This is a genomic window from Leptolyngbya sp. FACHB-711 (genome assembly GCF_014695615.1).
Taxonomy (GTDB): domain Bacteria; phylum Cyanobacteriota; class Cyanobacteriia; order Elainellales; family Elainellaceae; genus Leptolyngbya_A.
Genome location: NZ_JACJOR010000498.1, coordinates 1 through 3,369 on the forward strand (window position 1 = coordinate 1; position 3,369 = coordinate 3,369).

At 48.0% G+C, this 3,369-nt stretch carries 2 protein-coding genes; one reads left to right on the forward strand and one right to left on the reverse strand.

Going from position 1 to position 3,369, the window contains the following annotated elements:
• Positions 1-870 (reverse strand): hypothetical protein (locus H6F80_RS23565; protein WP_242067534.1); only part of this gene is annotated, 870 nt, incomplete at its 3' end.
• 731 nt (positions 871-1,601) lie between these two features.
• On the opposite strand from H6F80_RS23565, the gene H6F80_RS23570 reads away from it, so the two are divergent.
• Positions 1,602-3,347 (forward strand): hypothetical protein, encoded by a 1,746-nt coding sequence (locus H6F80_RS23570; RefSeq protein WP_190793959.1) that lies wholly within the window; start codon positions 1,602-1,604, stop codon positions 3,345-3,347.
• Positions 3,348-3,369: the final 22 nt, after the last annotated feature.

The following is a 3,369-nucleotide window of genomic DNA, read 5'->3' on the forward strand; positions in this document are numbered from 1 at the left end:
CTTCTGCTTTAGGTCAATATCGCTAGCAAACAATACATAATCTCCAGTGCGTCCTGGACCCTCGAAGAATTCTAGAGCAACTGTGTAGGCATCTGCTAATTCATAGGTATAGTCAGCAGCCTTCAATAAGTCAAAGTCGCGTGGAACGTTATCAATTTCATAATCTTTGATTCGCAACACGCTCTTGATCATGACCTTTGCACCAACCTGATTACCCTTCCGAAGGGATTGGGCAAGTACAAGTTCTGTGCGGTGCAGAGCGACGAGATCGCGGTTGAGCTGCGATCGCACCTTTGAAGCAAACCCACCGTCTTTGGTACGCTTGTAGCCAAGGCACTCTAGCAGGTCATTCGATCGAAACGTAACCAGTCGTCCGTTACCTTGGTGAGCTGCTAATCGATATAGGTAAAGCACGATTGCGACCTGTCTGGGATTGAGGAAAGTCAGCAGCGCCATGAATAACCGTTGGATTCTGCGATCCTGGATCTTCTCCAATCCATTACTGATCCCTTCATCACTACAGGACTGTAGATCGAGATCGGCATACTGCTGCTTTAGTTCTTCCCATTCCTCCACTGATAGGTTTTCTAACTGTACCCGTCGAGTCAGTATCACTTCACTAGGGTCATTAGAATCTGATTCAACCCGCATCTCCAGGTAGTACCCATCCTCATCGGCTCGTAGGATTGGTAGCTGGACATCGGGGTTTCTAAGAGATGCCCCTGCGCGAGGCAGCACCATCAAGAGTTGCCCATCAACAGCGAACGATCCGTTTTCCTGCTTCTCTACCATAAGCTCCTGCTGATCGGTCTGGGGTTGTTTGGCAATTTTACCAGCGAAGTAGTCCAGCAAGGCATATTTTTTAAGCATCTGTCAATATCCCAGAACTAGCGTTCCTTGCCTGAAGGAAAACAAAATCCGCTAAATCTGGAATTACTCTGTAACTCCGGCGTATGATTTTGCAGGAGTAACTTGTAACTCCGGCGTATGGTTTCGCCTGAAAAGGCCTGTAACTCCGGCGTATGGTTTCGCCTGTAAATCCGCCGTACTACGATTTAATCAGTCTGTAATTCCAGCGTATGGTTTTACCCTGTAACTCCGACGTATAAGTCGTAGAAAACAGCTTATGAAAGCACTGAGTTTATTAAAGTCTTATTTTTAAGCCTGTAACTCCGGCGTATGGTTTTACCCTGTAACTCCGGCGTATGGTTTTGGAAGGACTCTGTAACTCCGGCGTATGGTTTTACCCTGTAACTCCGGCGTATGGTTTTGCCTAAAAAGACCTGTAACTCCCGCGTATTGTTGGCCTGTAACTCCCGCGTACACTGAGATTTCGCCTCTTGAGATCCTTATAGTGCAGTGGTACGCTTTGTCTTGGAAAACCTAAAAAACCGGGGCGGAGCCTCTCGCAAAGCCTCTCTACACCCGGTTCTCTAGTTCGAGTCTGGAACGACTGCCATCGTTTCAGATTCTTTTGATTTACCTTCTTGCTAAGGCTACCACATTTTTCTTTGGTGTGGCAGTCTGAGTTTTGTGTTGGCTATAGGCTGGAGAATCAATAGAGGCATTTGCTGCTTGCCCTGGCTCTCAAGAGAGTCATCATGGTCAGTGCAGCTCGTGAATTTCAATATGTTCAGGAGTGGGACGATGCATTTCTTATGCTTTTCCCACATCGTTTTGACTACATCTGGGCAGAGCATTCAGATCCAGGTGTAAAGCCCCAGTGGAAGACGGAGAGTCGACATCCCTTAAGCGATCGCCTGATTCGACAAGGATCTTCTTTGTATGGTGTGCGCTTTGGTGCGGAAACTCGGTATGCTCTGGTTGATATTGACGTGACCAGTCTTTATCACCCCAGTCGAGATCCCTTTGCTATTTCTCGCATTGTTGCTGCCTTGGAACCACTGGGACTTGTCGGTTATCTTGCTTGTACCTCTAGCTATAGCGGGGGACTTCACCTTTATTTCCCATTTCAGCGATCTCAGAGTTCCTGGCAGGTCGCTATTGTCCTGGCTTGTCTTCTGGAAAATGCTGGATTCAAACTTCAGCCTGGGCAGCTTGAACTTTTTCCGAATCCCAGGCCTTTCACAACGGATGGAACCTATAGCCTCTTTAATGCTCACCGTCTGCCTCTACAGGCTGGTTCCTATCTCTTAAATACTGAGTGGCAGCCTGTTTGGGGTAATACACAAACTTTCGTTCGACAGTGGCAGTTTGTTCAAGAGCGGAATACTTTGGATACCAGCACAATCAAGCGAGTGCTGAAGCAGGCAAGGCGACGCCAATACGGAATTTCTGGCAAAGTGGAAAAGTTTATCAATGATCTAAACGCTGAGATTGAGCAAGGTTGGACTGGAGTAGGGCAAACAAATCGCCTTCTAGGACGCATTACCATGCGGTCCTATATTTTTCATCACCTTCTAGTAGGTGGTCAGCCGTTAGAAGGACAGGCATTAGTGGATAACATTGTAGTAACTGCACGATCCCTACCTGGGTACACAGATTGGTGCCAGCATCAGCATGAGATTGAACACCGCGCTGAGGAATGGGCACGATGTATTGAAAACAGCCATTACTTTCATTTTGGTTCTCGAATTTCCAAATCTAAGCTAGAACTTCAAGCCCCAGAACTGGCGACCGCAATTGACCAGTTGCCTTCTTGGAACCAGCGACAGTCAGCAGTGACAAGGGACCGTATTAAGCAAGCAATTGCAGATTTGCTTGAAAAGGGTAGTTTACCTGTTCGACCAACAGCTCGTTTTCAGGCACTGCTCCAATATGGCATTGGAGGTGGATCACTCTATCGCCACCGTGACCTGTGGCATCCCAATTATTTTGGACTGGGATCTGCTCAGGAAGAGGGAGCAGGTCATCAACCTGTGGAAAACCCCCCGCACCCCCCTTGCTTCAGTGAGAACAGCCAGTTAGATTGCACTGAAGCAGCATCTAACTGGCTCAGTTCTCCAAGCTTATTTCCTAACGGTGGCGGTGATAATAGACAGGACAAGGCTTCTAGCCATTGTTTTAGTTCTGAAGGGCGATCGGCTGATGGTAATGCTCTTGCTCCTTCCGGTTCAACTGGGGTGGAGTATATTCAGCAAGCTCTGTTTCAGGTGAAGGCACAGCAGGAAGCGTATCAGCAGGCAAGGCGATCGGCTCAATTGCGGCTGCAGCACATCCGCTCTGAAGCTCAACAGAAGCAGCAGATTGACCAGATGCAGCAATATCTTGCGTCTGGTGATCCAATTCTTATAGCAGAAGCAAGGGCATGGGCAGAGATTAATCCAGGAGTGCTGGACATGGAGCAACTGCAACTGCCGCTCATCCAGATACCTGATTCTGAATAGGGCAGGGAGTTAAGCTGTCTTA

Coding starts and splice junctions, on each gene's coding strand:
- H6F80_RS23570 (WP_190793959.1), top strand. CDS start 1,602: ATGGTCAGTGCAGCTCGTGAATTTCAATATGTTCAGGAGTGGGACGAT.